Genomic DNA, 25,134 nt, shown 5'->3' on the forward strand with positions numbered 1-25,134 from the left:
CTTTAAACTCTTCATATTTTCTGTCATATGCTGCGATACTTTCTGGTGTTTTACCTGTTTCATCAGCTTTCTTCAATGAATCAGAGTCCGTTTGTAATTTTGTTTTTTCTTCAGGAGTTGCTGCTTCTACAAGAAGATTTTTAGCAGTTTCTAATTTCGTTTTCACTGCTTCTACTTTTGCTTGAGCAGCTTGAACTTCCTCTTTTGTTGCATTAGTGCCTTTCGCTAAAGCTTTGGCTGCTTCTGTCTTGGCAGCTTCTAATTCTGCTTTAAACTCTTCATATTTTCTGTCATATGCTGCGATACTTTCTGGTGTTTTACCTGTTTCATCAGCTTTCTTCAATGAATCAGAGTCCGTTTGTAATTTTGTTTTTTCTTCAGGAGTTGCTGCTTCAATTAAACCATCTTTGGCTTGTTGTAAAGCTGTTTTTTTGGCATTTACTGTTGCTAAAGCATCTCTAACCTCTGCTACAGTTGCATTTTCATTATCGATAACTGTTTTTGCTGCTTCAATAGCTTTAATCGCTTCTTGTTTTGCTGCATTATAAGCAGTAGCACTATCTGCTGTTTTTCCAGGTGTTGGATCTGTTGCTGTTACTAAGGTACTTAACGCTTCTTTTGAATTTCTTAACTCTGTTTTATCAACTCTTAATGCCAATTGTTTCGATAAAGTTGACTCTAAAGCTTCTTTATATTCTGCTGTCTTCTTAACATCCGTACTCGTTACAAGTGTCTTAACTTTTTCTAATTCTGCTAAATACGCAGCTTTTGTTTCATTTGTCTTTCCATCTGTATCTGCTGTTTCAGTTGCTTTTAACTTATAGTAAATTCTTTGTAAAAGATTTTTCGCTACATTACTTGTATCTTGAGCAATCGAAAAATCTAATCCCGTAACAGGTAATGAATATTTTTTATCCCATGCTTGATAACTCATTCCTGTACGATTTTGATCTGCTAAAGAAATTCTAACTTTATAATGATCTGCACCTTTAGGTAATGCAATAGGCTTACTAGTAAATGTCCCAGCCGCTCCATTTGGTTTATTTCCAGGTTTCGCCATTAACTTTTCTGCTTCAGTTTTTCCAATAAAATCTACGCGTTGAGTATGATCTACTCCACCATCTATTGTAGTGCTATTTGACGTCTTAGAAATTTTAATTGTTGCGTTATTTGTTCCATCTTTGGCTCTAGTTACAATCTTCTCACTATCATTTTTTACATCTTTAGAAGGATCAAAAGTTGTTTCATATACTAATTTCTCTTGATTTCCTGTAATACTATAGACTTGAACTTTATAGTTAGCTTTAAAACCATCACTATCTCCAACATAACCAGGTTTAAACTTAACTACTACATCTGAACCATATAAAGTTGAATAAGCTGTAAATGTTTTTTCAATCCCGTTATATCCAGCAACATTCTTGGTAACTCCTTTAGATACTCCAGTTGGTCTATATACACTACTATCCCAAGCTGCTTCTTTTTGATTTGCTCTGGTTATACTCTTTGAAAGTAGTAAAGTATACTCTGTTCTTCTATCCAATGCTTGTTCTTGCAACCAAACAGTGTCATTTAAAGTTGAATTAATTGTTTCTAAAGGATAAACTCCTGCTTCAGTTTTTCTAGCAATGGCAAATTTACCACCATTTACTGCTTTCCAGCCTCCGAACTCAGTAATTTCTTTTACAGCACCTTTTTCTACTTCCTTACTATCACCTAAACTATCCATATTTTGTGAAAGTTTTGTGTTATTTTCAACTGTAGAGTCTAACCCTTTTAGTTTCTCCACTAAAGTTCCTAAATCCGCATTCTCAGCTGGAGATGTATAAATTTGATTCGCAGACGGGTCATCATTTGTAGTAGTTGCATCTGTACGGAATGGGTTATTTGTATTCAACGCTTTTCCATTACGTTCATCTCTAGAACCTGAGTTTGCGATTGAATTCGTATCTGCTGCTTTCTCAGTATTTGTTGCTTTTTTACCTACAGTTGATTTTCCATTTGTAGTATCAACTGCTGTTGCTTCTTTTTTCTCTTCTGGTTTTGTTTGTAATTTTGTTGTTGCTGTAACTAATTTAGCTTGTGCTTGTGATAATTCAGCTTGTGTTTTTGCATTATTTAAAGCTGTCCTTGCTTCTTCTAAGACAGTTCTAAGATTGTTAACGCTTTCTTCTGTCTTGGTAGCATATGCTCCTTTAGCAAACTTTCCATCAACTTCTTTGATTAAATCTGTTAATTCTTTCTTATCTAGAGTCTCCACCTTCTGAGGTGCTGATTCTGGAGAAGGACTATTTTCAACTGTTGAAGGTTGAGTATTTGACTCTACTGTTGCAGCAGGACTATTAGCTACTGTATTCCCTTCGTAGGTTCCATTCTGGATATTCTGATCTTTAGGTTGCGGTGCTAGAGTCTCCCCATTAGTTGAAGGCACTCCTTGCTCTGTAGCAGATACTGCTCCATTTCCTAAAAACATGAACAATGCAGCTACTGCGACACTAGCTGCACCAAAGCTGACCTTACGAATAGAAAAACGTAATTGCTTTTCACGATTGTGTTTACCTTTATGAAACATTTAATTTCCTCCAAAAAAATATTTTATCATATTATATGATACTCTTTTACTATAAAAATTCAATAGAACATTTTCCATATTTTTTAATCTATTATAATTTTATTCGTATATATATATATATATTAAGGAGCTTTTTTAATATAATTATATATTTTTTTGAAATAAAAATCATATAGTCAGAAATATTACATTTTTATAACATTTAGCATTTTAAAAAAGATCAGGAAATTTCCTAATCTTCATGTGTGTTTACTTGATTTTTTTAGCTAGCATGGTCGCAAAGCGTAGTTGAATGCGATTGCCATTCTCATCGCGACGGTGCAGATGACCAGGATTTTCATTGTACTTGACCAAGTCCCAATCCTTGTAATAGTCTGCCAATTCTCCCTTTTTAAATGTGAATGGGAAGTTCACTGAGCAAGGATAATCTTCCGTGTCCATGGCACAGACGATAAGATTATAGCCACCAACAGTGGTATGCTCCTGCATATTTTTGATAATTGCAGGAATGCAGTCTGCTTGCAAAAACATCAAAACAACTGTCGAAACGATGAAATCATAGGCTTGGCTAATACTAGCTGAATTGATATCGTAAAGACCGACTGGCATGTCCAGGTCTTCTTGCTCCACAATGCTTTGCAAAATTTCAAGGGCCAGTTCATTTTGATCCACAGCTGTCACATCAAAACCCTGCTGGGCTAGAAAGAGTGCATTACGACCCTGACCACAGCCCAAATCCAAGGCTTTCCCTGGTTTTACTGTCTGCATAGCCTCTAAGACCTCTGAATGAACAGGATTGGTATTGTATTTCTTAGGGAAATAATCCTCAGGTTTACAATAAAACTCCAAGTACCATTCCACATCGTCTGTTACAGCCTCCACTCGGTGCCAGGCTTGTGGTTGTGCCATGGGATTGTCAGCTCCTGCTTCAAAGAGGTGTTCAGCTAGAACTTGACCTTCTTCCGTCAATTCAATAAACTTGAGGGCTCCTTTTACAACTGTAATCTTACCCCAAGTTCCGACCTTGGTATTGTGTTTCTGCTGAACCGCCTCTGGCATGGTTTCTTTAGTCCACAAGGGCATACGTTTATAGGCAATTAGTTTTTCCATTTTCATTTCCTCTTTTTATCGCTGGTTGACTGCTTTCATCACGCGCGCAATATCGCGATTCTGCTCACGACGTTTGATTGACTCCCGTTTATCATAGTCATGTTTCCCTTTAGCTAAACCTAAAAGAAGCTTGGCATAACCATCTTTGATATAGACTTTAAGAGGAACCAGGGTCATTCCTGTCCCTTTAGTCTCTTGTTCTAATTTTTGGATTTGTTTCTTATGGAGCAGGAGTTTGCGACGACGTTCTGGTTCTTGGTTCCAGATATTGCCCTCTTCGTAAGGAGCGATATGAACATTGCTCAGCCAGACCTCCCCATTTTTTACTTGGGCAAAGCCATCCTTGAGGTTGATTCGAGCAGCTCGCACACTCTTGATTTCAGTTCCAGTCAGGACCATCCCTGCCTCTAGCGTATCTACGATTGTATAGTCGTGGCGCGCCTTTTTATTTTGCGCGACGACCTTTCCCTCGCCCTTTGCCATGCTTGACTCCTTTCTTAGCTACTTCCTTATAAAAAGGTTTCTTTTCTTTTTTCTTCTTGTCTTTTTGTGCATACTTACGCTTATCATTTGAGCGTCCTGATTTTCTCTTGTCTTCCTTCTTATCTGAACGACGACTGGAACCACGTCCTCTGTCACTGCGACTAGACTGTTTCAGTCCCTTCTCAATCACATCAAACTCACTTGGTACAAATGAAAAATCAATCTCTCCAGTCATCTTGTCCGCTCTTTCAACTCGAATACGGATTTGCTGACCTACACGGAAGGTTGTTCCTGATTTTTCTCCACGAAGAGTCAAATCACGCTCATTGAAATGATAAAATTCAGGTAGATTAGTGATGTGAATCAAGCCTTCAACTGTGTTTGGCAATTCGACAAAGAGACCAAATTTGACAATACTTGATACAACTGCATCACACTCTTCACCCACGTATTCTTCCATATACTCAGCCTTTTTCATAGCTTCTACTTCACGCTCAGCCTCAATAGCACGACGTTCACGGTTTGAGGACTGGGTCGCAATCTCTGGGATCACTTGCTCAAAATGCTCTGCTATTTCCGTAGAACAGCCGTAATCCCGAATCATACGGTGAACAAGAAGGTCTGGATAACGACGAATCGGACTGGTAAAGTGAGTGTAATAGTCAGCTGCTAATCCATAGTGGCCGTGATTGTGCTCCGAATAGCGGGCCTGTTGCATGGAGCGAAGAAGCATCATAGACAATACATCCGCATAAGGTTCTCCCTCAACAGTACGCATGATGTCTTGGAGAGCCTCCTGGCTAATCTCACTGGCAGTCCCATAAATGCGCAAGCCAAAACTCGAAGCATAATCAATAAACTTCTGAACTTTTTCAGCCTTAGGCTCCTCATGGATACGATAAATGAAAGGTAGATCCAGCTTGCTAAAATGCTCGGCAACTGTTTCATTGGCCATCAACATGAAGGACTCAATCATACGCTCGGCAATGCCACGCTGACGAAGAACGATATCAACAGGCTTACCCTGTTTATCCACTAAAATCTTCGCTTCATTGGTATCGAAATTGAGGGCTCCACGTTTCACACGCATGTTTTCTAAAGTTTCATGGAGCTTAGCCATAAGTTCGATACTTGGAACAATTTTCTTATATTCTTGTCTCTTCTCCTCGTCGCCAGCTAGGATATCATTGACATCACTATAGGTCATACGGAAGCTTGTCTTGATAACCGTTTGTGTAATAGTGTAATTAACCACACGACCATGTTTATCAATCTCCATGATGGCTGACTGAGTTAGACGGTCAACTTGAGGATTGAGGGAGCAGATGCCATTTGACAAACGCTCTGGAAGCATTGGCACCACGCGGTCTGTCACGTAAACAGAAGTCGCACGGTTAAGGGCTTCCTTGTCAAGGGCAGAACCCTCGGTCACATAATAGGAAACATCTGCGATGTGAACCCCAAGCTCCAGATTGCCATTTTTCAGAGCCTTGATATGCACTGCATCGTCCAAGTCCTTGGCATCCGCACCGTCAATGGTAAAGGTAATCTCATCTCTCAAGTCCAGACGGCCTTCCATATCCTTTTGAGACAGAGCATCAGGCACACTTTCCGCTTCCTTAAGAACAGCCTCTGGAAACTCGGATACAATGTCCATAGACTCCAAAACCTCAAGGACATCAATCCCAACATCCGTTGAATGCCCCACCACATCGAGGACGCTAGCAACAAAGAAATCATGTTTCTTACTTGGGTATTTATCGATAAATACCTTGAGAACTTCTGTTCCCTCCAGTTTAAGAGCTGGTTTCTTCACATAAATCGGTTGGCTGATTTTCTGATTTTTCGAACGGATGTAGCCAGCATACTTAGGCTTTTCCTGATCTAGAACGATTTGGCCGACAACAGTTGTCAGGCTGTGTTCTAAGATATCAATGATTTTTGCTTCTGCTGCTGTTCCCTTATTGCGGTCAGCGACTTTCTTGATGACGACCTCAACGGTATCACCATCAATAGCATAGTTGACATCGTTTTTCCCTACAAAAAGGTCATCCTCCTCGCCTTCCAGGCTGACAAAGCCAAAGCCATTTTTATGGGCATGAAAAATCCCCTTGAGAGTAATCTCATGTTTTTTCTTGACTTCCAAGGTCAGACTTCCATCTTCTTCAAAGCGAATCTGGTGTTTTCTTTCCATTAGGGACAAGGTTTTTATCAGCTCACGAAAATCCTTGGAACCGTCTTTTCCCAAATCCTGAGCCAAGTCATTGACAGTCACCTTTCCCTTATCTTGCAAATATTCTTTTATTCTATCTTTCATAATTTCTTTCTAGATTTTTTATTTTCTTTTACTGTAAAACCTTCTCAAATATCATTTAAAAATAAAAAGAGGCAAAGACCTAGTCCTGCCCATTATTTTCTTATCTACTTGATAATACCGTCAATGCTAAGGCAATGGCTAGCCAGAAAAAGACTAAAATCCCTGTCAAACGCTGCATTACAGCTTCAAAACCGCGTGCTTTACTGCGTTCAAACAAATCACCTGAGCTGGCATCAAATACATTGCTGGATTGGTTTTTGGTTGGTTGCATGAAAATCGCAATCACAATCACAACAGATAATACTAATAAAATGGTTAATAATAGGTTATACATATCAAACTCCTTAAAATCCCTATTATTTTACCATAAAATCTACTTAGATTCAAGATGTAGGGTTACTTTTCTTTCCTTGGGACAATACTTTAAAACCTCAATCTTGTCTGGATGAGTTTTTGAATTTTTACTGGTTAGGTAATTGATACTGCCACAAGAGGAGCATTTGAGATTAATTTTTACTCGCACTAGATTTCCTTTACTTTTAATAATGTTCGAAATTGAAGCAGATTAAAGAGACAACTAAAGGCAACACAAAGGCTTGTCGCATAGAAGACAGCATGGTAGCCAAATTGACCTGCTACTGCAGAACCTGCCATGGGCCCAACGACACCTCCCAGATAAAAGAATACCTGATTGAAGGCAAAGACCCTCGAAATACCAGCTTTGGGTGTCATCTTACTGAGAAGGGCATTAACTCCGGGAATCAAGGCACCGGTTCCCAATCCAAAGAGGAAACGATAAAGTCCTAGTTGAAGAGGGCTAGAGGCATTGGCACAGAGGAGATAGATGATAACTGAATAAAACTGGGCTACAACCAAGAGGCGATGGTTGCCCACCTTGTCACCTAGCTTTCCCATGACTCCTGCACTCATCATACTGGAAAAGCCCATACTGGATACAATCAAACCAGATACAAAAAGAAGATTCTCTGTCTGGCCTAAGTCGCGTACATACAGAGCTAAGATAGGGCCAATCGATTGGGCTGAAAATTGGATGACAAAACTGGTCAGAAAGAGGTTGACTAAGAGATAGGGATATTTAACTGATGTAAATAATTCCTTTGTTGTGATGGCCTTTTCCTTGGCTACTGGTTGAAAATCTTCCTTAATAAAGCAAATAGTCAAAACAGCAGCTAAGAATAGAAAACTACCAACCAGTAAAAAGACAGTACGAATGCCAAATAATTCTGCAAAAAAGCCACCAATAAAGGGACCAGTTAGAGTACCTGCAACTACGCCTGTAGACAAAGTACCTAAGGCAGAGCCTGATTTCTCCTTGGGAACCTGACTGGCTATCAAGGCTGTTGCATTGGGAACAAAACCCGCAAATACACCATTCAGTAAACGAAGAAAGATTAACCAATAAATATTTGGGACAAAGGCCAAGCCTCCCATAGTAATAGTCATGGCCATACCAGCACGAATCATCATGGGTTTTCGGCCGTATTTATCAGCAAGAATGCCCCAGATAGGAGAGAAAAGTGCTGCAGAAATGGCAGAGACAGAAATAGCTAAACCTGCATAAAAAGCGACTTGCTCACTCCCTACACCTAGATTTTCCACAAAGATGGGCATAAAAGGCACAACCAAAGAAATACTGGCTCCAGTCAGAAAATTACCAAACCAGGCAATGCGCAGATTATCCTTCCAGTTAATCTCTTTCATCTTGCCTACCTCCCTCAAGCAGGGAGAACACCTGAGTAAGAAGCTGGTCCTGATTTCCATTGTTGTTTAAAACATGGCTGGCCAAATCTTTCTTTTTCTCTAAAGGCCACTGGGCTGCCAGACGAGACTCAGCTTCATCTTTGGACAAGTGGTCTCTTTTCATTAGACGTTCTACTTGGACATCTCTATCCACATAGACCAACCAAGTCTCATCAAACCAAGCGCTGTAGGCCTGCTCAAAAAGTAGGGGAATATCCATGAAGAAAATCTCTTCTGTCTGAGCCAACTGGTCTCTCAACGTAGCTAGCTCCTCACGAATAATCTCCCCTTGAGTTATCCTAGACCATTCCCGTTCTTCAGGATTTGAAAAGATAAGACTAGCTAGGATAGGGCGATTAAGTTCTCCGTTTTCAAGGATGATTTCTTGCCCAAAGTGCTTGACTAGAGCCTCAAACAGACGACCACCAGGTTTCTGTAGTTGGTGGACGACTGCGTCGGCATCCACTACTTGAAAACCTTGCTTTCTTAGAAAATTTGTCACAGTTGACTTACCAGAGGCAATTCCCCCAGTGATTCCAATGATTTTTCCCATCAGCCCCTCCTTTGACAGTTTGGACAAAAGTGAGTTCCTCGTCCACCTAGTTGGATTTTCTCAATGATGGTGCCACAACGTGAACATTCTTGACCAGCCTTGTCATAGACTTGATGAAAATCCTGCATGGTTCCATCTTCCCCAAAGGCATTGGTATAGGTCCGAATGGTGGAACCACCTTTTTCAACAGCCTGGCCCAAAACAGCAATGATCTGGTCATGAATGGCTGACGCTTCTGCTGCAGTCAAAGTCTGGGAAGGTCTAGCTGGATGAACCTGAGCTCGCCATAGAACCTCATCCACATAGATATTGCCAAGGCCAGCTACCAAGGTCTGGTCTAGGAGGTGGGATTTGATAGGCTTTTTGGACTTAGCTAGGGCAGCTTGAAAGACCTGCATATCAAAGTCTTGTTCGCTTGGTTCAGGACCTAATTTTTTAGAAATAAAGTAGGCGTCCAAAAGGTCAGGAGACAAGAGTTCCATAGTACCAAACTTGCGTACATCCTCATAAACAAGCGTGCCACCATCCTCAAATTGGAAGAAAACATGGGCATGCTTGCGTTCAGGTGCTTGGTCTGGATAGTAAAAATACTTGCCCTCCATTCGCAGATGAGAAATCAAGACCTTGTCTGTAAGATAGAAAAGCAAATATTTTCCACGACGTCCCATTGACTCAACAATCTGACCAGGCACTTCCTTTTGAAACTCGTCCAAATCTGTCTTAATCATCTTGGGATAGCGAATTTCTACACTCGAAATCTTCTTTCCCAAAATCAATTTTTCTAAGCCACGACGAACGGTTTCAACCTCAGGTAATTCAGGCATAAATCCTCCTTCTGTAAAAACAAGAAGCAGGCATGAGCCCACCTCTACTTAGTATTCTTTTTCATTATAGCCAAAGTCAGCCAAATCTAGCTTTTTATCACGCCAGTTTTTCTTAACCTTGACCCAGGTTTCTAGGAAGACCTTGTCTCCTAGCATGAGTTCAATATCACGACGGGCCATGCTACCAATTTTCTTAAGCATAGCACCACCTTTACCGATGATAATCCCTTTCTGACTATCGCGCTCGACCATGATGGTTGCACGGATGTGGACCTTGTCTGTCTCTTCATCTCGTTTCATAGAATCAACCACTACAGCAACTGAGTGAGGAATCTCTTCACGAGTTAGGTGCAAGACTTTCTCGCGAACCATTTCTGAAACCAAGAAACGTTCTGGATGGTCTGTGATTTGATCAGACGGGAAATATTGGAAACCTTCGTCCAGATTTTCACTCAAAATATCAACTAGACGAGACACGTTATTGCCCTGAAGGGCTGAGATAGGAACAATTTCCTTGAAGTCCATTTGATTACGGAAATCATCAATCTGAGACAAAAGCTGGTCTGGGTGAACCTTATCAATCTTGTTCACCACTAGAATAACAGGAACCTTGGCTGCCTTGAGACGCTCGATAATCATGTCGTCTCCCTTACCACGTGCTTCATCAGCGGGCACCATAAAAAGAACAGTATCCACTTCACGAAGGGTACTATAGGCAGATTCGACCATGAAATCTCCTAGAGCTGTTTTAGGCTTGTGAATCCCTGGCGTGTCGATAAAGACGATTTGCTCCTTATCGGTCGTGTAAATTCCCATGATTTTGTTGCGCGTTGTCTGCGCCTTGTCACTCATAATTGCAATCTTTTGCCCCATAACGTGATTTAAAAAGGTTGACTTCCCAACATTGGGACGTCCTAAAATGGCTACAAAGCCTGATTTAAAAGTCATAATTTCCTCTTACTGTTTAAAATAATAAATCCCAGATTCGTGGGAGAAAAATCAATGCGCCTGTTAAGGCTGCGAAAAGAGAGACCACTAATACCGCGCCAGCCGCCATATCCTTGGCATTTTTAGCCAGCATGGAAAAGTGATAGTGACTGGCTAAATCCACCACATTTTCGATAGCAGAATTGATAATTTCAAAGGCTACTACCAAGAAAATACTCAATAGGAGAAAGAGCCATTCGATTCGTGACACCTGAAAAACAAAACCTGCGAAGATGACCACTAGAGCCGTCACTGCATGTTTTCGCATATTACGTTCTTCCTTGATAGCAGTAAATATCCCTGTGAGAGCAAATTCTAAACTGGATATCAGGTCACGATTTTTCCATTTTCGTTTATTGTCTTGTGAGTCCATAGGCTGTCAAAATTTCTTCTTGTAAACCGAACATCTCCGCTTCTTCTTCTGGAGTGTAGTGATCATAGCCATTGATATGTAAAAAGCCGTGTACTGCCAAGAAGCCCATCTCACGCTCAAAGCTGTGACCATATTCCTCAGCCTGCTCATGAGCCTTATCTATAGAGATGAACAGTTCCCCAATATAGGCATCAAACTCAGACATCATCTCTGCTAATTCTGGATTTTCAAGCAAATCCTCTTCGTCAAAGGCAATTTCCAACTCTGGCTTATACTCAAGGCTGATAACATCTGTCGGACGGTCGGTGTCACGGTACTCCAGATTGAGTTCATGGCTACGCTCGTTGGTCACAAAAGTGACTGCCATCTCCTTGTCTTCTTTGCCTAATTTTTGGGATGCAAATTCCAAAATTTCTTGGGTTTGTTGCAACATTTCTTTTGAAACTTGACCAGTTTCATCTACCATTTCAATATACATGTGCTTCTCGTTTCTCTTTACTTGGCTTTATTATACCACATTTCCATGATTTTATTCTACCTTTTTGATATAATACTATGGAATACAATCACAAGGAGAGAACGATGTCATTTGACGGATTTTTTTTACACCACATGGTTGAGGAATTGCGAAGAGAGTTAGTGAACGGTCGCATTCAGAAAATCAATCAACCTTTTGAACAAGAGTTGGTCTTGCAAATCCGCAGCAATCGCCAAAGTCATCGCCTGCTCCTTTCTGCCCATCCAGTTTTTGGACGCATTCAGCTGACCCAAACGACCTTTGAAAATCCAGCCCAACCTTCTACCTTTATCATGGTCTTGAGAAAGTATTTGCAGGGGGCCCTGATTGAGTCTATTGAGCAGATTGAAAATGACCGTATTGTGGAAATCACGGTTTCCAATAAAAACGAGATTGGAGACCATATTCAGGCTACCTTGATTATCGAAGTCATGGGTAAACACAGTAATATTCTACTGGTTAATAAGAGTAGTCACAAAATTCTCGAAGTCATTAAACACGTCGGCTTTTCACAAAATAGCTACCGCACCTTGCTGCCTGGGTCGACCTATATCGCTCCGCCAAGCACGAAATCACTCAATCCTTTCACCATCAAGGACGAGAAACTCTTTGAAATCCTGCAAACACAGGAAACAACAGCTAAAAACCTTCAAAGTCTCTTTCAAGGTCTGGGACGTGATACGGTAAATGAATTGGAAAGGATACTGGTTAGTAAAAAACTTTCCACTTTCCGAAACTTTTTCAGTCAAGAAACCAAGCCCTGCTTGACAGAGACATCCTTCAGTCCAGTTCCTTTTGCAAATCAGGTGGGAGAACATTTTACCAGTCTTTCTGATTTGTTGGACACCTACTACAAAGATAAGGCTGAGCGAGACCGTGTCAAACAGCAAGCCAGTGAACTCATTCGTCGTGTTGAAAATGAACTTCAAAAAAATCGCCATAAGCTGAAAAAACAAGAAAAAGAATTATTGGCGACAGACAATGCTGAAGAATTCCGTCAAAAAGGGGAATTGCTGACAACATTCCTTCATCAAGTGCCTAACGACCAAGACCAGGTTATCCTAGACAACTACTACACCAACCAACCTATCACGATTGCGCTTGATAAGGCCTTAACTCCCAGCCAGAATGCCCAACGCTATTTTAAACGCTATCAGAAACTCAAAGAAGCTGTCAAATACTTAACTGATCTGCTTGAAGAAACTAAGGCAACCATTCTCTATCTGGAAAGTGTCGAAACTGTCCTCAACCAAGCTGGACTGGAAGAAATCGCTGAAATCCGTGAAGAATTGATACAAACAGGTTTTATCCGCAGAAGACAACGGGAGAAAATCCAGAAACGCAAGAAACCAGAACAGTATCTGGCCAGCGATGGCAAGACCATCATCTATGTTGGACGAAACAATCTTCAAAATGAGGAATTGACCTTTAAAATGGCTCGTAAGGAGGAACTTTGGTTCCATGCCAAGGACATACCTGGAAGCCATGTTGTCATCTCAGGCAATCTTGACCCATCCGATGAAGTCAAAACAGACGCAGCTGAGCTGGCCGCCTACTTCTCTCAAGGTCGCCTGTCAAATCTGGTTCAGGTAGATATGATTGAAGTCAAGAAACTCAATAAACCAACTGGTGGAAAACCAGGCTTTGTCACTTACACAGGACAAAAGACCCTCCGCGTTACACCAGACCCAGAAAAAATCGCATCCATGAAAAAATCCTGATTTTACTTGAAATCAGGATTTTTAACATACTATTCACTCAAATCATATTCAATTATAGGACTAATCTTTGCCACCTAGTTTTTCATTAATTTTCATCATTACACTAGCAATTTTTTCGCCCCAATAAGGATCTGAGGCATATTCTACATTCATACCAGAAGCCTTATTGCCAAGGAAAGTTCTGCCCCTATCGATGTAATTTTCCTTAATCCACTTGGTTGCACCTAAAATTCCCTTATCCACATCATCAAATGTCTTGGCAGAAAGGTAAGGGGTCGTATCATAGGCTGCAATTCCAAAGAAATTATTCTTATCTTTGGCAATATTACTTCTTCCCCAGTCACTTTCTAAGGCACTATGGGCAAGGAGATAGAGGGCATTGATATGGTAATGTTCTTCAGCTTCCTTAAAGGTAGCGCCCTTATTCTCCAAGAGACTATTGTTAATATTTAACAGACTAAATACCTTATCCAAGTCTTCAGCACTATAGTTTGTAGCCTCTGTCAAGTCTTTGAAAAGGAAGGGATTTTCAAGGTTAAAACCATCAAAATGCAGTCCATCTGCCGAATAATATTTCTTGCCTACTTCCATATCAGAAAGATGAGAAGCTACTGGGATACTAGCATTCTGAGCCACATAGTGATAAAAACGGTGTCCATCACTCTCATAATAAGGGATAAAATCCTTACTAGAATCTAGTGCTTGTAAATCTTCTGTTTTCATGTAGCCTGACAAACCAGAAACAGTAATAGCCAAGCGCTTGTCATCACTTTTTCTATCCTTATCTAGCCAGACGACACTACCTTGTGATATATAGGAAAGCTTTTCACCATCTGCATTATAAATATTTGCTGTGACAGGAACTACTTGATAATAAGAAGCATTTTCATTTGTAGCTTTTTCTCCAAGCCATTTACCATCATTTCCAAGCTGATAACCATCTACTGTCTCATTTTTTGCCATGTAGCCGCCAGATTTGAAGTAGTACCAGGCTTGACTTTTAGCATCGTATAGCCATTCTTTCTCAGCCATTTTCCCATCAGATTTGAGATAAAACCAAGACTCCTTATCCCAAATCCATTCATTTACTGCCATATAGCCACCTGATTTTAGATAATAATAGTGAGCATTTTCGAAAATCCATTCTTTCTCAGCATGATTTCCATTTTCTTTAATGTAAAACCAAGATTGGTATTGTTTGTCATAAAGCCAACCTTGCTGTACTTTGGCACCACTAGCATTCACATAAGCCAGATCAATCCACTGACTTGTTAGTAAATAACCACCTGATTTGAAATAATAGTCCTTGCCCTTGATTTGGAGCCATTCTTTCTCTGCGTGCTGTCCATCTGCTTTGATATAAAACCAAGCGTCGTATTGAGAATCAAATACCCAGTCTTCTATTACTTTGGCACCTGTTGCACCAACATAGGAAGTTCCTACCCAAGCATTTCTTTTCATCTTTCCATTTTGGTCAAGATAATAGAAAGCTCCCTTGTCTTCTACCCATTCTGACTTGGCCATATAGCCACCAGATTTGAGGTAAAAATAGTCGTCACCTTGCTTCAACCATTCATTTTCAGCATAGTTAGCATCTGCTTTTATATAAAACCAAGATTGATAATGAGCATCAAAAACCCACTCATTAGCTGCTGGACTTCCATCCGCTTTCAGATATTGTTTTCCTTGCCAAGTACCATCACTTGCCATTACACCCTCTGGACTAGCTAAGAAAAATAGCAGAGCTAAAAAAACAAATCTCAATTTCTTCATAAACTTTCTTCCTCTGTTCTTTCTACTTTATTGTATCAAAATTCTCTATAATCAACATTACAAACTGATAAAAAATCAAGAACAGATTGATTGCAGTTTACCTCAGAGACTCTTTTACTTCCTTGCGGAGATTTTCTAGACTGCTGATACCATATTTATCCATAACCTTTGGTAGATTTTCGATGATATCAGGACAGGCATATGGATTGGTAAAGTTGGCTGTTCCAACTCCGATGGCAGATGCCCCAGCCAGATACATTTCTAGCGCAGCTTCAGCCGAATCCACTCCCCCCATTCCAATGATAGGTAGGTCTGTTGTTTGGGCTACTTGGCGGATGAGTTTGAGGGCTACTGGAAAGACTGCTGGGCCAGACATTCCACCTGTTCCATTGGCCAAGATTGGTTTTCTGGTTTTGAGGTCGAAGCGCATTCCAACTAGAGTATTGATCATGGTTAAGCCACTTGCCCCCGCATCTTCTGCAGCTTTTGCGACAGTGACGATATCCGTCACACTAGGGGTTAGTTTGACATAAACTGGCACATCTGAGGCTTCGACAGCTGCCTTTACTACATCATAAGCCAAATCTGGATCTTGACCAATCAAAAGTCCGTGATTACAGTGGTCAACATTGGGGCAAGAAATATTGAGCTCGATGGCCTTTACATTAGTTGCCTTGGAAATACCATGAGAAACAGCCGCATACTCTTGTTTTGAAAAACCAGCTACATTGGCGATAATAGGAAGATTTGGATATTCTCTTTCCAGCCAAGGTAGCTTTTCAGCCAAAACAACCTCTAAACCAGGATTTTGCAGGCCAATTGCATTAAGCATACCAGCGGGTGTCTCTGCCACCCTTGGAGTTGGATTGCCAAAGCGTGGTTCAAGGGTTGTCGCCTTAATCATAATAGAACCTAAAAGGTCTAAATCATAGTACTTGGCATACTCTTGACCAAAACCAAAACAGCCTGATGCTGGAATAATCGGATTTTTCAAATCCAAGCCAGGTAGAGAAATTTGTAAACGATTTGTAGTCATAATTTTCTCCTTATAATACAACTGTTCCTGTGCGGAAAACAGGGCCATCTTCACAGACACGTTGGCTGACAGTCTCGCTTTCTGGCACTTTTAGGACGCAGGCATAGCAAGCCCCCATCCCACAAGCCATACGAGATTCCAAAGATAGATAGGCTCTTGGGTGGTCATAAAAGGTTTGATTGATATACTTCATCATTCCAGGCGCCCCACATGAGTAAACAGCATCAAATTGATTGTCTAAATCCTTGATGACAACTGAAACATTTCCCTTGATGCCATAAGAACCATCATCTGTCGTTACAAAGACCTGCCCATATTGAGCTAATTCCATCTCCAAAATAACAGCATCCTTATTAGCAAAACCGAGAACTATCACTACTTTCACACCACGCGCATGCAATTCCTTGGCAACCTCAAGCAAGGGCGGAACACCAATCCCCCCACCAACAAGGAGAACCTGGCTCTGCTCATCTAGGTCAGACAAGTCAAAACCATTCCCCTGAGGACCCATCACATCAAGAATATCTCCCTGACTTAAGGTTGAGAAAATAGCTGTCCCAGCTCCCTCAATCCGATAAATGAGATGACACTGTTTCTTAACCTTATCGATAGACGAAATTGAAATAGGGCGACGCAAGAGATGGGCGTCATCAGGCACACGCAGATGAAGAAATTGGCCTGCCCGCATAGCTTCAACCATTTCCCCTTCTAGAACTAATTCAAAGATTTTTGGCGCGATTTCCTCCTGTGCAACCACCTTCATGGTTTCCAATCGAATTGCACCCAAACGTTTCTTACATGTGGGATTCATGACTTTTCCTCCTTAAATTTTAAGGGGACCAGACAAAGAAAAGACCTTGCTAGTGCAAGGCCTCAGTTAAAATCGTACAACAGAAGAGAGCACACTCAAAAAGTCTCCTCTAGAAAATTGCACTATTCTTTTATCTGACACCTTGTGAGTCTCTCTGGACTCCCCTTAAAGGTTAAATTTTTACTAGTATACTCTTTCAGATAAAAAAAGTCAAGTAGAAAACGAACATTCTACTTGACTTCACGAGATTATTTTTCACGAATGACTTCGACCTTGTAGCCATCAGGGTCTTTGACAAAGTAATAGTTTGGTGCAGTTCCTGGTAGACCATTTGGCTCAGTCACTTCATAGCCTTTGGCACTGTGCTCTTGATGAAGAGCTTCAAGATCAGGTGTACTGAGGGCGATATGGGCAAACCCATCTCCAACCACATAAGGACCATGATCGTAGTTATAAGTCAACTCCAACTCATAGTCGTCACCCTCAAGTCCTAGATAGACAATTGTGAAGGCATGGTCTGGAAAATCTCTGCGACGCAATTCTTTAAAACCAAAAGCATCTTGATAAAATGCGATTGATTTTTCAAGATTTTCTACTCGCAAGCAAGTGTGTAGCATTTTTGAAGCCATTTTTTTCTCCTTTATTTTTAAAAAGACTGGGACAATCCTGTTCCAGTCTCATCAGTTATTATTTACCAAGTTTTGCTTTAGCTGCATCTGCAAGAGCTGTGAAAGCTGCTGCATCGTTAACAGCCAAGTCAGCAAGCATTTTACGGTTAACTTCGATCTCAGCCAATTTCAAACCATGCATCAATTGTGAGTATGAAAGTCCGTTCATACGAGCTGCCGCGTTGATACGAGTGATCCACAATTTGCGGAAGTCACGTTTTTTCTGACGACGGTCACGGTATGCATAGTAGTAAGAGTTCATTACTTGTTCTTTTGCAGTACGGAACAAGATGTGTTTAGCTCCATAGTAACCTTTTGCTAATTTAAGAATACGTTTACGACGTTTGCGTGATACAACGCCACCTTTAACACGTGCCATGTTTTATTTCCTCCAAATATTTCCTAGAATTCTTTACTTACAGTCAAACTATTATTTCAAGCGAGTAAGCATTGCTTTGATACGTTTGTAATCTCCTGAATGCACCATAGATGCTTTACGAAGATGACGACGTTGTTTCTTAGTTTTTCCGTGGAAACGGTGAGAAGTGTAAGCACGGAAACGTTTAAGTCCACCAGAACCTGTACGTTTGAAACGTTTAGCTGATGCGCGGTGTGTTTTTTGTTTTGGCATGATTTTTTCTCCTTTATTTAACTTTCTGACAATTATTTTTTGTCAGTCGCTGGCGCCAATTGCATGAACATTTGACGTCCATCCATTTTAGCACGTTGTTCGATGATGGCAATATCTTGAGTTGCTTCAGCAAACTCGGCTAAAACTTTTGCACCAATCTCTTTATGGGTAATCATACGACCCTTAAAGCGAATAGATACCTTAACTTTATTTCCTTTTTCAAGGAATTTGCGTGCATTGCGAAGTTTTGTATCAAAGTCACCCTTGTCAATAGTTGGACTTAGACGAACTTCTTTCACAGTAACAACACTTTGTTTTTTACGTTGTTCTTTTTGCTTCTTCTGGTACTCAAATTTGAACTTACCGTAGTCCATAATTTTTGCAACAGGCGGTTTGGCTTGGGGTTGAATCAATACTAGGTCAACATTAGCATTATCAGCCAAAGCTTGCGCTTCACTGAGTGGCTTAATGCCTAGTTGTTCTCCTTCAAGACCAATCAAGCGAACTTCACGTACACGAATCTCATCATTGATGAATAAGTCTTGCTTTGCTATGGTTTTCACCTCTTTTGTTTTATTAGAGAAAAACAATAGCGGACTCGTAAATATACAAGCCCGCACGTTATGATAGCGTTTCTTAGAAACTTTTCATCCGTAGGGCCAGGCAACTTAATGTCACAAGGCGAGAAGCTCTCACTTCTGCTTTTCTCAACTTTTATATGATACCAAGTTTTCTAGCCCTTGTCAAGATAAAAAGTTATTTTTTTGAAAAGTTTGTGTTTGTATTTTTCATTGATTTCCTAATCAAAAAGAGAGAATCAAGTTGATTCCCTCTCTATGTTAGTTTTTACTTATTTTCCCTATAGGAAAGCTAGGATCTATTAAAAAATTCTTTTTTCTGTGAACTTCCCCATCTTTCGATAAATAGAATCCCCACTAACAAAAGGATAATCAGGCAAGGAAGTAAGACTATCCCCATGCTCCAATTCAGATTGACATTATCAATTTGCTTAGGTAATCTTCCAGACAAAATCTCCACTGAACGCAAGTAAGTAAAGGGAATCAGATGTGCAATCCTTTGAAGAGGCTGAATTGTTTGGATGCCAAACAATAAGCCAACAATCCCAATGAGTGAAAGAAAAAGGACAGGCATTTTTTGCTTGAAAAAGTAAGCAATCAAGTACACTACTTCCACAATGACGATAAAGGCTAAGAAAGCTAAGAACAAGCCAGGAAATAACACATCTTGTATCTTTCCAATAGTTACCTCTTGATTCACTAAGCTATAAATCGGGTAGGGATAATCTAACTGTCCAAAACCACTTATCAGACTTCCCACTAGAAAAGAAAATCCGCTGATTCCGATAAACAGTACAGTTACATAACCCACTCCAACTCCAAGAGAGGACATTGCAAATGTCACTTTTGAAAAAGGATATAACTGAGCTGTGTCCAGATGATTTTGATATCTTTCTGCAAATAGTTGCGTTAGCATAAAAATAATAGCAATCACAAACAAGGTTGGGATGATAGCCTCTAAAATCCAGATAATCTGATCAATCCCGTGGATCGGAAACTCCAAAGTATGTGCTTTTATGTTCAAGGGATACAGGGCTTGGTAAATCTTTCGTTGGCGGTCAACCGCCATTTTAAAGTCAGAGCTAACAGTCGGGTTATTTGATATCATTTCATAATTCTTCTCTTCATCTTGCCACTGCAAATAGTAAGCTTCTTTCCAGAGCCATTGATAGCAAGAATACCATAAATCCTACCCTTTTCAAATGTAAAATCAACATCTTGTAAAATGACTTGTCGCGTTTTTAAGGTCACATGAGTAAGCTGCAACATATCTAGCCCTCCTTTTTGGATTAATAGCCTCCGCTGTAGTAGTTTAGTACCTCATAACGATCGTAATTCCAGCCAGAACCAACTTTATACTCAGAATAGCTATCATAACGAGACTGTGATAGTTCGTACTATACTTTCCAATCATACCGATAAGTTTTAAGGACGCTCACAGCAGATACACTGGACTAAAAAAGACCAATAGATCATAAACTAACTAATTAAACGGTTTTTGCTAATTTTTAATGGTTTTATTGCATTTATATCTTTAATATTGAACACGCTTTCATTATATCGTTTTTATCATTATTATGCAACAGATTTTTGGTTTTTGTTTTCTTACTAATCTATAACAACTTTTCCTCCTATCGAATGCTTTCGATTTTCCAACTATTCCAACCCTTAAAGCGTATAGCCCCTTGCTGGTCAGTTCGATATACTTTGCTATTGATAGTTTCCAGTCGGGTCAAGGTTTCCTGATGAGGGAGTTTCGTTCGATTGCTCTTTCCAACTGAAATGAGAATCACCTCTGGTTTGAGCTGTTCTAAAAAGGCTGAACTTGATGATTGTTTAGAGCCATGTTGGCCAGCTTTCAAGACATCAATTTTCAAGTCTGGATAGTGCTTCAGCAAGCCCTTCTCTCCTTTCTCCTCCAAATTTCCAGTGAAGAGAAAGTTTTTATCCAAGAGTTTTCCATACAAAACCAGGGTATCTTCATGATCTCCAATTTTCCTTGGAGATAGGACTTCTAACTGACTTCCAAAAATTGGCAAGTTTTCTCCTTCTGTCACACTGCGCACCTTGGTTTGAGTTACCTGTAGTTCTGCAACAAATTCCTTCTGTTTCAGACTGCCTTTGGACACTAAAATTTCCCCTACATGGAATGCCTTGGTCACCTCCAGCAAATCTCCAACATGTTCCTTGTCCGTATTTGTCAAAATTAGCTGATCAATCTTGGCTACTCCTCGACTTTTTAGATAGGGGATCAAGCTTCTCTGTGCATTGCTGGTCGTCGCCTTTTCTTGCCATTTTTCGATTTTCTTATTAGATTCTGCCTTGCCACCGACATCTATGAGAATGGTTTTACCAGTTACATCCCGTAAGAAAATACTTTCACCTTGCCCCACATCCAGCATGGTGATTTCATTTTCCAGTGGATGCTTGGTCAAGAAAAAGAGACCCACAATAAGTAAGCTGAAGCCAGCTACTCTTTTGATATTTTTCCTCAAATCATAGACCAAAGCCAAGGAAATTAACAATAAGATTAAAAGCCATACATTGGGTTGTCCAAAGACCAGAGGCCTACTTGCCACCTGCGACACCAAGCGAATCATTCCCTCCAACCATTCAAAGATAAAATTCAGCTGAATGACTGGATAGAGAAAGGAAAGGGCAAATAAGATAGACAAGAGCGGTAAGAAGACCAAGTCAAATAGAAAGGAAAAGACAAAGGTCAAAAGGATGGACCAAGGTTGAAATTCCGCAAAATAGAAGGACAAAATGGGCAATATTCCCAAGGAAATGACTAGACTTTCTCTGGCAATAGCCTTAAGCCCCTCTCCTTCTTTGCTAGTCATGGTCAAGATAAAAGCATAAGCGCAGGACAAGACTCCTCCTGCTGTCAAGAAAAAGTTGGGCATGATAATAAAGAGGACAAGCACCGTCAGAGCAAAATTATCCAAGCCCTTAACACCATGTTGAGCCAGTAACTTTTGCAAGAGACTGCGAATGACCGAGGCTGAAAATCCAGTCAGGCCTGCATAAATAAGGGAAAAGGGATAAGTTAGCCATTTCAACTTTTCTTGGGTCAAGCCCAATCGCAAGAGAAGTTTCTTAAAGCCATCCATGAAAAAACCTACCTGCATACCCGACAAGGCAAAGAGGTGGATAATTCCTAGACTAGAATAAAGCTCATTCATCTCCTCAAAGTCGGTGTCCAGATGTCCTAGTAAGAGCCCTGTCATGTAGTTCCGCATAGGGTCTGGAAAATGCGTCTTAATCCAAACTACAGCCTTTCGGCGTACACTGGACAGATTTTCACCTATATCCAAACTGCCAACCTTTTGAAGTGACTGGATTTTTTTGATATTGAGAATCTGGTAAATTCCCTGAGTTTTCAGATAGGTTTGGTAGTCGAAACCACCAAAATTTCTCTTCCCTTCTGGCTCCGAAAGCTTCCCTTCTAGTCCTATCTCATGAATGTCGGTTAAAGCTTGAAAGGTTTCTTTCTCCTCCTCGGACTGGAGTTTATAATAAACTTGAAAAATGCGTCCATCAGACTTGCCACGAAAGGATAGACTGTCACCATTGACTTTAATAGTATCAGGCAAAATCCGTACCCTTTCAACAGAATCCGCCAAATTTTGACTTGCTTGACTCTGTTGCCAATTTTGAAACAGAAACCAGAAGCCAAAGATTCCACAAATCACTAGAACTTTGCTAGCAGATTTCCAAGGAAATTGGAAAAAGAGACAGACTAGCAGAAAAACAAAGCCTAACAAAGCAAGATAGTATGCTGAGAAAATAGAATAGTAAAGCCAAAGCAATAGAAAACTCAGGTAAATTAGGGGAATAGGGAGTTTCTTAATCCACTGTAACATAGTCTTTTAGCTTTTCTATCGTTTTAGCACCAATGCCAGAGACCTTCTTAAGTTCATCAACCGACTTGAATTTGCCATTAGTCTCACGATGATCGATAATATCCTGAGCTCGTTTTCCTCCCAAGCCTTTGACCTGCTTGAGTTCTTCCAGACTGGCCTTGTTGAGATTGATTTTCTTTTCCTTGCTCGTTGAAGAGGCCGTCCCAGAAGCAGTCTGTTGACTAGCTGCTTCTTCTCCCTTAGTTGGAACATAAACCAGGGCTTCATCACTAACTTTCTGAGCTAGATTGAGCGACTTGCTGTCTGCTTGCTCTGTCAAGCCACCAGCCTTCTGAACGGCATCATTGACCCGACTACCTACCGGCAAATCATAAATTCCAGGTGCTTTAACAGCGCCTTTTACATCTACTGTGATTAGATCTTGTTCAACCGGTTCTTCCTTCTTCACTTCATTTTCGGATACCGAATCCTTGGAAACAGCTGCAACTTCAGCCTGCAAATTCGTTTCCTTGACAGGTGTTTGTGGAGATGGTTTTAGCAGGAAAAATCCTCCTACAAGTAAGCCCAGACCAGTACAGATGACAATGATTTTATACTCTTTGATTTTCTCGATAATTGCTTCCATATTTTCTCCTCTCTTAGATTATTCGTAAGAGGAAGAAAAAACAGTTGAAAATTTCTTTTCAACTGCTTATTTATTTGCAAAATAGTCTTCCTTGGTCAAGACATAATGAACTCTTGTCACGATTCGGCCTTCTTCATGCTGGTCAATACAAGCATAAGCTTCTTCGTGGGAAAAACGCATTCCTGATTTCTCCATGACCTTTCCAGACGCAGGATTATTCTTATCGTGAAGGGCAATCAACTTATTCATCCCTATCTTCTCAAAAGCTAGCTCAATCACAGCACGATTGGCTTCTGTCGTTAATCCTTGATTCCAATACTTTTTATTGATAATATAGCCAATAGCTGCCTTCTTAAGAGCAGGATCAATCTTGTGCAAATCAATGGTTCCGATAAATTTGCCATTGCTTTTTAGTCCTATCCCCCACCGTCCCAAGGGATTGGCCAAGTAGAACTGAGCAATATTATTTTGAGTTTCTTCCAAGCTTTGATTGGTTGGAAAAGTGTAACGCGTATTTTCTCTGTCCGAGGCATATTCAAACATTGCTTCCGCATCATCCAAAGTTACAGGTCTAAGCAATAAACGCTCTGTCTCCATTGTTGGATACTGGGATAGTTTTAAAAAGATTGATTCCATACTTCTCCTCCATTTAAAAATATTTTCTACCAGTCTAGCATAAAAAATAAATTACAACAAATTTTTCTTGCTTTTTAAAGCGGTTTCATATAGAATAAAATCATCACCTTATTTTATAGATAATGTGATAAATCATTTACAACCCGTCAATAGAAAGGGAGTTTTTCTCTATGTTAATCGGAATTCCAAAAGAAATTAAGAATAATGAAAACCGTGTTGCCCTAACACCTGCTGGTGTCCACAGCTTAGTCGGCCGTGGTCATCGCGTCCTTATCGAAACAAATGCTGGTCTCGGTTCTGGCTTTACTGATGCTGACTATCAAAAGCAAGGAGCTGAAATTGTCGCTACTGCTGGTGAAGCCTGGGCAGCTGAATTGGTCGTAAAAGTAAAAGAACCACTAGCTTCTGAATATGGTTACTTACGTGACGACCTGCTTCTCTTCACCTACTTGCACATGGCCGCTGCTCCAGAATTAGCAGATGCTATGTTGGAAGCAAAAACAACTGGGATTGCCTATGAAACTGTCCGTGATTCCCAAGGTCAATTACCACTCCTCGTACCTATGAGTGAGGTTGCAGGCCGTATGGCAGTCCAAATCGGCGCCCATTTCCTAACTAAGCAAGCAGGAGGTTCTGGTGTCTTACTGGGTGGTGTGCCGGGTGTACCTAAAGGGAAAGTAACCATCATCGGTGGCGGTGTCGTAGGGACCCATGCTGCTCGAATTGCGCTTGGTCTTGGTGCTCAAGTAACCATCCTTGATATCAGTGCTAAACGTCTTTCAGTCCTCGAAGAAGTCTTTGGTCATCAAATCCAAACCCTTATGTCCAATTCATTCAACATCGAAGCCAGTGTGAAAGATGCGGATGTGGTGATCGGAGCGGTTCTCATCCCAGGTGCCAAGGCACCAAAACTGGTCACAGATGAGATGGTCAAGCAAATGCGTCCAGGATCTGTCATCGTTGACGTTGCCGTTGACCAAGGTGGTGTTATCGAGACAGCTGACCGTGTGACAACGCACGATGAGCCTGTATATGAAAAACACGGTGTTCTCCACTATGCCGTTGCCAACATCCCTGGTGCGGTTGCTCGTACTTCAACCATTGCCCTAACCAATGTCACTCTTCCTTATATTGAAGCTTTGGCTGGTAAAGGTTTTGTACAAGCAATCTCTGAGGATGAGGGCTTGCGCCAAGGTGTTACTACTTATCAAGGTTACTTAACCAGTCTTCCAGTAGCCCAAGGTCTCGATAAAAAACATACTCCAATTGATGAACTAATCTAAAAAATCTAA

Annotated in this window: 24 protein-coding genes, 2 pseudogenes and 1 other annotated feature; of the genes and pseudogenes, 2 read left to right on the forward strand and 24 right to left on the reverse strand. The window is 40.6% G+C overall.

The annotated features are described in order from the left end of the window. The 12 genes from FJR77_RS10200 to ybeY form a co-directional block, all read right to left on the reverse strand. A partial coding sequence (locus FJR77_RS10200) for a YSIRK-type signal peptide-containing protein (RefSeq protein ID WP_140860035.1) occupies positions 1–2,572 on the reverse strand: 2,572 nt, incomplete at its 3' end. 249 nt (positions 2,573–2,821) lie between these two features. Continuing rightward, positions 2,822–3,682 (reverse strand): SAM-dependent methyltransferase TehB, encoded by an 861-nt coding sequence (gene tehB, locus FJR77_RS01930; protein WP_140833253.1) that lies wholly within the window; start codon positions 3,680–3,682, stop codon positions 2,822–2,824. A gap of 15 nt (positions 3,683–3,697) precedes the next feature. Beyond that, positions 3,698–4,165 carry an SsrA-binding protein SmpB gene (gene smpB, locus FJR77_RS01935; protein WP_001051750.1) on the reverse strand — a complete coding sequence of 156 codons (468 nt, stop codon included), beginning with the start codon at positions 4,163–4,165 and terminating at the stop codon, positions 3,698–3,700. Next, entirely contained in the window at positions 4,128–6,482 is a 2,355-nt protein-coding gene (rnr, locus tag FJR77_RS01940; protein ID WP_140833251.1) for a ribonuclease R, read from the reverse strand. The genes smpB and rnr overlap by 38 nt, the downstream gene beginning before the upstream one ends. A 100-nt stretch (positions 6,483–6,582) precedes the next feature. Next, positions 6,583–6,816 (reverse strand): preprotein translocase subunit SecG, encoded by a 234-nt coding sequence (gene secG / locus FJR77_RS01945; protein ID WP_000282517.1) that lies wholly within the window; start codon positions 6,814–6,816, stop codon positions 6,583–6,585. Between the two features lie 39 nt (positions 6,817–6,855). Next, positions 6,856–7,005 carry a 50S ribosomal protein L33 gene (rpmG, locus tag FJR77_RS01950; protein ID WP_001809104.1) on the reverse strand — a complete coding sequence of 50 codons (150 nt, stop codon included), beginning with the start codon at positions 7,003–7,005 and terminating at the stop codon, positions 6,856–6,858. Further along, positions 7,005–8,204 carry a multidrug efflux MFS transporter gene (locus FJR77_RS01955; protein ID WP_140833249.1) on the reverse strand — a complete coding sequence of 400 codons (1,200 nt, stop codon included), beginning with the start codon at positions 8,202–8,204 and terminating at the stop codon, positions 7,005–7,007. The genes rpmG and FJR77_RS01955 overlap by 1 nt, the downstream gene beginning before the upstream one ends. Continuing rightward, positions 8,191–8,796, reverse strand: coding sequence for a dephospho-CoA kinase (coaE, locus tag FJR77_RS01960; RefSeq protein WP_140833247.1), 606 nt, complete (start codon positions 8,794–8,796; stop codon positions 8,191–8,193). Before coaE ends, FJR77_RS01955 begins: the two co-directional genes overlap by 14 nt. Next, the gene (mutM, locus tag FJR77_RS01965) at positions 8,796–9,620 is read right to left on the reverse strand and encodes a DNA-formamidopyrimidine glycosylase (RefSeq protein ID WP_140833245.1); all 825 of its coding nucleotides are present in this window, start codon (positions 9,618–9,620) and stop codon (positions 8,796–8,798) included. Before mutM ends, coaE begins: the two co-directional genes overlap by 1 nt. Positions 9,621–9,668: 48 nt before the next feature. Continuing rightward, positions 9,669–10,568: a GTPase Era gene (era, locus tag FJR77_RS01970; protein ID WP_000143264.1), complete on the reverse strand. Its 900-nt coding sequence runs from the start codon at positions 10,566–10,568 to the stop codon at positions 9,669–9,671. A 16-nt stretch (positions 10,569–10,584) separates the two neighbouring features. Continuing rightward, entirely contained in the window at positions 10,585–10,980 is a 396-nt protein-coding gene (locus FJR77_RS01975; RefSeq protein ID WP_101782200.1) for a diacylglycerol kinase family protein, read from the reverse strand. Beyond that, positions 10,961–11,458: an rRNA maturation RNase YbeY gene (gene ybeY / locus FJR77_RS01980; protein WP_140833243.1), complete on the reverse strand. Its 498-nt coding sequence runs from the start codon at positions 11,456–11,458 to the stop codon at positions 10,961–10,963. The genes FJR77_RS01975 and ybeY overlap by 20 nt, the downstream gene beginning before the upstream one ends. A gap of 104 nt (positions 11,459–11,562) precedes the next feature. Between ybeY and pavA the strand changes: the two genes are divergently transcribed. Next, on the forward strand, positions 11,563–13,218 hold the full coding sequence (gene pavA / locus FJR77_RS01985) for an Rqc2 family fibronectin-binding protein PavA (protein ID WP_140833240.1): 1,656 nt from the start codon (positions 11,563–11,565) through the stop codon (positions 13,216–13,218). Between the two features lie 60 nt (positions 13,219–13,278). Here the strand turns inward: pavA and FJR77_RS01990 are convergent, their stop codons facing one another. The 12 genes and pseudogenes from FJR77_RS01990 to FJR77_RS02050 form a co-directional block, all read right to left on the reverse strand. Further along, positions 13,279–14,991 (reverse strand): glucosaminidase domain-containing protein, encoded by a 1,713-nt coding sequence (locus FJR77_RS01990; protein WP_140833238.1) that lies wholly within the window; start codon positions 14,989–14,991, stop codon positions 13,279–13,281. A 97-nt stretch (positions 14,992–15,088) separates the two neighbouring features. Continuing rightward, the gene (locus FJR77_RS01995) at positions 15,089–16,075 is read right to left on the reverse strand and encodes a dihydroorotate dehydrogenase (RefSeq protein ID WP_181146586.1); all 987 of its coding nucleotides are present in this window, start codon (positions 16,073–16,075) and stop codon (positions 15,089–15,091) included. Then, a complete protein-coding gene (locus FJR77_RS02000; RefSeq protein WP_125451250.1) occupies positions 16,038–16,838 on the reverse strand; it encodes a dihydroorotate dehydrogenase electron transfer subunit in 801 nt (266 codons plus the stop codon). Before FJR77_RS02000 ends, FJR77_RS01995 begins: the two co-directional genes overlap by 38 nt. Before the next feature lie 248 nt (positions 16,839–17,086). Beyond that, positions 17,087–17,467, reverse strand: a complete 381-nt coding sequence (gloA, locus tag FJR77_RS02005; protein ID WP_000157153.1) for a lactoylglutathione lyase — start codon at positions 17,465–17,467, stop codon at positions 17,087–17,089. A gap of 58 nt (positions 17,468–17,525) precedes the next feature. Continuing rightward, a complete protein-coding gene (rplT, locus tag FJR77_RS02010) occupies positions 17,526–17,885 on the reverse strand; it encodes a 50S ribosomal protein L20 (protein ID WP_000124834.1) in 360 nt (119 codons plus the stop codon). 51 nt (positions 17,886–17,936) lie between these two features. Further along, complete coding sequence (gene rpmI, locus FJR77_RS02015) at positions 17,937–18,137, reverse strand: 50S ribosomal protein L35 (RefSeq protein WP_001125943.1); 201 nt, start codon at positions 18,135–18,137, stop codon at positions 17,937–17,939. A 32-nt stretch (positions 18,138–18,169) separates the two neighbouring features. Continuing rightward, positions 18,170–18,700 carry a translation initiation factor IF-3 gene (gene infC / locus FJR77_RS02020; protein ID WP_000848180.1) on the reverse strand — a complete coding sequence of 177 codons (531 nt, stop codon included), beginning with the start codon at positions 18,698–18,700 and terminating at the stop codon, positions 18,170–18,172. A 15-nt stretch (positions 18,701–18,715) separates the two neighbouring features. Then, positions 18,716–18,847 (reverse strand) — a sequence feature (ribosomal protein L20 leader region). 160 nt (positions 18,848–19,007) lie between these two features. Continuing rightward, positions 19,008–19,874 (reverse strand): annotated as a pseudogene (locus FJR77_RS02025) (hypothetical protein); the annotation flags it as partial. Then, positions 19,868–19,984 (reverse strand): annotated as a pseudogene (locus FJR77_RS02030) (ABC transporter ATP-binding protein); the annotation flags it as partial. The pseudogenes FJR77_RS02030 and FJR77_RS02025, both read right to left, overlap by 7 nt. A 362-nt stretch (positions 19,985–20,346) precedes the next feature. Next, a complete protein-coding gene (locus FJR77_RS02040) occupies positions 20,347–22,581 on the reverse strand; it encodes a DNA internalization-related competence protein ComEC/Rec2 (RefSeq protein ID WP_140833233.1) in 2,235 nt (744 codons plus the stop codon). Continuing rightward, entirely contained in the window at positions 22,565–23,206 is a 642-nt protein-coding gene (locus tag FJR77_RS02045; protein WP_125451246.1) for a helix-hairpin-helix domain-containing protein, read from the reverse strand. Before FJR77_RS02045 ends, FJR77_RS02040 begins: the two co-directional genes overlap by 17 nt. Positions 23,207–23,272: 66 nt before the next feature. Next, positions 23,273–23,842 (reverse strand): GNAT family N-acetyltransferase, encoded by a 570-nt coding sequence (locus FJR77_RS02050; protein ID WP_125451245.1) that lies wholly within the window; start codon positions 23,840–23,842, stop codon positions 23,273–23,275. Positions 23,843–24,012: 170 nt separating this feature from the next. On the opposite strand from FJR77_RS02050, the gene ald reads away from it, so the two are divergent. After that, entirely contained in the window at positions 24,013–25,125 is a 1,113-nt protein-coding gene (gene ald, locus FJR77_RS02055) for an alanine dehydrogenase (RefSeq protein WP_140833231.1), read from the forward strand. Positions 25,126–25,134: the final 9 nt, after the last annotated feature.

This window comes from Streptococcus shenyangsis (assembly GCF_006385785.1).
Classification (GTDB): Bacteria; Bacillota; Bacilli; order Lactobacillales; family Streptococcaceae; genus Streptococcus; species Streptococcus shenyangsis.